This window comes from Alcanivorax sp. HI0083 (genome assembly GCF_001635175.1).
The window spans coordinates 1-5,009 of the sequence record NZ_LWFX01001246.1; the positions used below are offsets into that span (position 1 = coordinate 1).

2 protein-coding genes are annotated in these 5,009 nt (G+C 57.0%); both read right to left on the reverse strand.

Annotated features, from left to right (window positions below; genetic code table 11):
- Nucleotides 1-4,210: DUF4011 domain-containing protein (locus tag A3754_RS18185; protein ID WP_063520827.1), on the reverse strand; the 4,210-nt coding region annotated here is incomplete at its 3' end.
- Between the two features lie 97 nt (nt 4,211-4,307).
- Nucleotides 4,308-5,009: hypothetical protein (locus tag A3754_RS27865; protein WP_197468706.1), on the reverse strand; the 702-nt coding region annotated here is incomplete at its 5' end.

A 5,009-nucleotide genomic window follows, 5' to 3' on the forward strand; every position in this document is an offset into this window, starting at 1 on the left:
GGTTCAGCACGCGTTGGGGAATGCTGGCGCCGATCAGTTCGTCCAGGATGCTTTCCAGATCCCCTTCGCCATCAATGTCGCCATCCGGGTCATCATCAGAACGACCAAAGAAGTTGGTGGGCGGCATCTGCTTTGGATCACCGGCAACAATCACCTGCTTGCCACGGGCCAGTGAGCCCACCGCATCCCACACGGTAATCTGGGAAGCCTCATCAAAGATCACAACATCAAACTGCGCCTGCCCGGCGGACAGGAACTGGGCAATCGACAGCGGCGACATCATCAGGCACGGCGCCAGCGTTGTAATCACGTCCGGGATGGTTTCCATCATTTCCCGAACAGGCTTATGGCGCATCTTCTTTTGAAGCTCATGGGCCAGCACGCCCCAGGACGACTTCTTCTTGGTGGTTTCCTGGTCCGGGATCTCCCCGGCCAGATTCGCGGCAATATACTTCGCCGTCAGATCACTGAACCGGGTATCCAGCTCCCGGAAATTCTCAATCGCCGCTTCATGCTCCGGAGAAGAGAAGGTACGCAGCACCTCATCCTCACCGATCACCGCCGACGACCACCAACTGCAGTAGGCTGCCTCGAAGACCTCTTCCACCTGGTCGGCGGGCACAGAGCCATTTTCGATGGCTTCCACCAGCGGGCCGAGTTGGAAATCCAGCGCCTCGGAGCGACGCCGCACCCAGGCGCACCAATCCCGCAGGGCGATGTGATGATCGATAATCTCCTGACATTGCGCGCCCAGTGACTCAAGGGCGGGCACACCGTCAGGCAATCGACCATCCAGCGAGGCACCGATCAGTGCTTCGAACTTTTCCTTGTTGGCAGAGAAGGCTTCGAACGCCGCCTTGAAATCATTGATGGTTCGCCCCACTGGCGCATCCGGTGCCAGCAAGTCGTTGGCGTCATACAGCAGCGTGCGAATCTTGCCGCGAAGGGTCGCCAGGGATTCCGCATCATCTGCCAGCTTGCCAACCGCAACACGGGCCCGTGAACCTAGTTCCTTTAGCGCAGCCATGGCGCTGGGGTCTGAGTTATAGGAATCCCATTCTCGCAGGCCTTTCAGCACGCCATCGAGACGGTCGATATGGCCACCGGTTTCCCGCAACTGTTTCAGCACGGGAATATCATTGATGGGGTCCGGATCACCCTGCGCCCCGCCTTCCCGCATTTGCTTGACGACCTTGCGCTTGGCAAACCAGCTCTTGGGCCACCAGGTGTCATTGGCTTCCGCCCAGGCTTGCCCCAGCACCGCCGCATTCAGCTTCTGCCAGGCCAACGGCTCATAGGTGCAACTCAGCTTCGCTTGCGTCTCAATGTAGGCCTTCAACTGTGTGACGGCTTCTTCCAGCGCATCCAGTCGATCCGTTGCATCCGGCTCCAGCGCAAAAGAGGCCTGCTGGCGGTAGGCGTCCAGCAAGACCTGACCACACTCGGCCATGGCAGCCAACTTGGCCAGGCTCACCACACCCAGGCTGATGCCCAGGGCTTTCTCAAGCGACGCCAATTTGTCGGTCAACTGCGCCCCACTGGCTTTCAGGCTGCGGGCGGCACCCACCACCGCTTCTTCCCACTGAGGCCGCCAGTCAAAATTGCTGATCAATGCCAGCGGGTGATCTACCAGATTACCCACAGCCTTGGCCTGAACCGCCAGCAACTCAGCCATTTCACGCAGCTTCTGCAGTTGCGCATCGTCGTGATAGGCCGCATTTGGCCAACTCAGCTTTACCTTGGCAGCCAGGTCGGCATCACGCACCTTCACACCGATGGCATAGTGCGCCGTCAGGCCATTACGGTGGCGTTGATGCAGGGCATTCACCACCCGGTTCAGGCGGTCACGTAGTGTCTTTAGCCGTTCCGCCTCTGCCTTCCAGTCGCTCACCGTAGATTGGGAGGCGCTGTTCCAGGAGGTCCGTAGCTGATCCAGAACATCAGCCTTCCTGGCTTTGTTCGAGTGCAATTCAAGGCAGAAGTGGCCCAGGCCAATATCCTTGAGACGACGGTGCACCACCTCCAGTGCGGCGGTCTTCTCGGACACAAACAGCACCTTCTTGCCTTTGCCCAGCATGTGCGCAATCAGGTTGCCGATGGTCTGGCTCTTGCCGGTACCCGGCGGGCCAATGATGACGAAATCCTTGCCTCTGTCCGCCGTGGCAATGGCCGCCATCTGGGAAGAATCCGCCGGCAACGGCGACAGCAGATCTGCCGGGGTGTATTCCCGATCAATCTCTTTGGGATCAACAAAGCGAATGTCGCTCTCATACGCCTCACGCGGCGTATCCAGCAGGTGCCGCACCACCGGGCTTTCTTTCAGCGCCTCGGAGCGATCCACCAGATCCTTCCACATCAGGTACTTGGCGAAGGAGAAGTGGCCCAGCACCACCTCTTCCACCACCTCGAATCCGGGTACTTCCTTGATGGCATGGCGCACCCGATTCCAGATGCCCGCCACATCCACACCACTATCATCCTCCGGCAAGGCACCGCTAAGGCCATGGATCTCGATACCGAAGTCCTTTTTCAGCAGTTCCAGCAAGGTGGTGTTGAAACGGGGCTCATCATCATTGGCCACCATCTTCACGCCACTGCGCACGGACTTCCGCTCCAGAGAGACGGGCAGAAGGATCAAAGGCGCACGGTAGCGACGATTATCCTTGTCCTTGGGCTTCCAGAGCAAAAAGCCCACCGCCAGGAACAGGGTATTTGAGCCCCCTTCCTTCAGTGACGTCTGCGCCTTGCGGTAAATCTCCACCGCCCGCTTGTCCAGATCGTCCTGGGTCAGCTCCACCAGCACCTGCTTCTTGGCCAGGGCATCGCGGGCATACACTTCCTTCAGCTCTTCGCCGGTACGCTGGCGGTGAATATCCGAATCCTGATCCTGGGTCTTTAACTGCGGGAAAGGCGCAATGGAAATGCGCGCCCCGGTGGCCAACACATCTTCCAACTCACCGGGATCACTACACACCAGCGTTAAACTGCTTTTGCTGGGTTTCTGATTCAACAGCGGGTTGCGCGCAGACAAGTCCAGCAGCTTGCGCTGCCAACGCTCAAGGCGACCGCCCGGCGTATCCTCCGGCACGTCGTCTTCCACATGCACGGGGGCCGATGGCAAATCAACCGGCGCCGCTTCCAGCCCCGGCTCGACCACAACCTCCGCATCGGCTGGCTCGGCAAGTCCGGCAATCTGCGTCTTCAGGCTAATGGGATTGATACGGTGCGCCCGCGCCCGGCGAATATCGATGGCGGCGACAAATTCGTTGTCCTTATCCAGCGCCACCTGCTTGTTGCCGTCTTTCACCGCCTGGGAGAAAGGCGGCGCCGGGTGATTGGTCAGGAAAGTGGTTTCAATCAGGATCAGTTCTTTCAGGGGGATACGCTGGCGCAGGGTTTCCGCCTCATCCACCACCACACTGGATAGATCTTCCTTGTCCAGCCACAGCCCCACCAGTGCATGCCCCCGGGTAAGAATCACCAGCGGGTTCAACTGCGCCTGCTCAAGTGCCGCCGCAAACAGTAGGGTGGTATCCAGGCAAGTCGCCACCTTGGCGCTTTCAATCTGGTTGGGCAGGCGGATTTTCTGGCCATTGCTCTCGAAACTGGCGGGCGGCAACGCATAGCCCACCTGCATTTTCACAATGGCAGAATAAATAGCCGACGCCATCAGCCATACCTGCTCACGGCTGCCGGAATCGTAGCCGTTGATACTGCCCGACTTGCCCGCCTTGCGCAGAATCTGGCTAGCCTGGCCCAACAACCGGTCCACCGCCGGATCGTTCGGCGTGCAGAACGCCGCCAACAATTCAGGAATGTAGGTCGCACCGCCCCACTCATTACAGGCCAACAACTCCACCGGAATCGCCAATTCGGCCAGGCACTGCTCAGCCTGGGTGACTCGAATCGTCACCGTGCCGCGCATGGATTCCGTCAGCCCCAGCAAGAAACCGCCATCCAGCTCCAGGTCACGGTCCTTCATAGCCAGCAGACCACCCGCCGCCAACCGGTCCACCGTCCAGGTCTTCGCCTTCACAAACGCCGGGGAGGCTTCTAATGTCACCGACAGGTCTGACAGATCCTGCTCTTCATCCAGATTCTCGATCTGCAATTCCCGCAGCACGGCAAAGGCGCTCTGGTGGCAGGCGAAGTTGATCTTTTCCACCAGGGTGGTGTGGATTTTTAAATTTGGTAGGCCCTGGTCTGACATAGCTAATCCCCTAAAAATTCATAGCATCAACTCGCACTGGTCATCTCCCGATAAAAACAGTGCGATTTATCGCTCACGCCGAAGAACAGATATTGCTTTACCTTTTACTAAAATCTGCATGCCACTCAATAATCTTTGTGAGCGCCTCGTCCAATACAGCTGGATCAGGTATATCCACAGGAGATTCATCGGACTGGCTATGTTCAAAACAAGAGAATTGATCCATGAGCGTCTCAATAAGCTGGCAATCCTCATTTGTTACCTTCGCCAACCTATGGACCTTCCCCTTTGTGTTGACCGCTCTTCGATGACGCATAACAACATCCGCCAGAAGGTCAAATTCGACGATTCTCTCGATAAGTACTCTGAAATCGCTGCAGATCGCTTTTGCCAGAGGGTAGTAAGCATCATAACCATCCTTCTCAAAAGCCTTCCTCGCAGTACTAAGTCTGCTATTCCTCAAATCCTTTACTGCTTTAATTGGGTTTTTTGCAAACAAAGGCAGGTCACCATGCTCGCCACACCCCCACGGCTCTCTTCTGATATGGCGATAATCCGCGCCACCTTTCTCAATTAGCTGACCTAACAAACTTAACCTATGCGTAAAAACGATTACCTGGCGCTCAGCACTCAAATTAATTAATCGTTTAGCGGTCTGCTCTTCGTAGGTTTGATCCAACGATGAAATAGGATCATCGAATATAAAGGGTGCCGAGTTGGGTTTACCGGTTACGTCAGCCAGGAATGCAGCAAGCGCAACAATCCTCTGCTCCCCTTCACTGAGAACACTTGTTGCCTT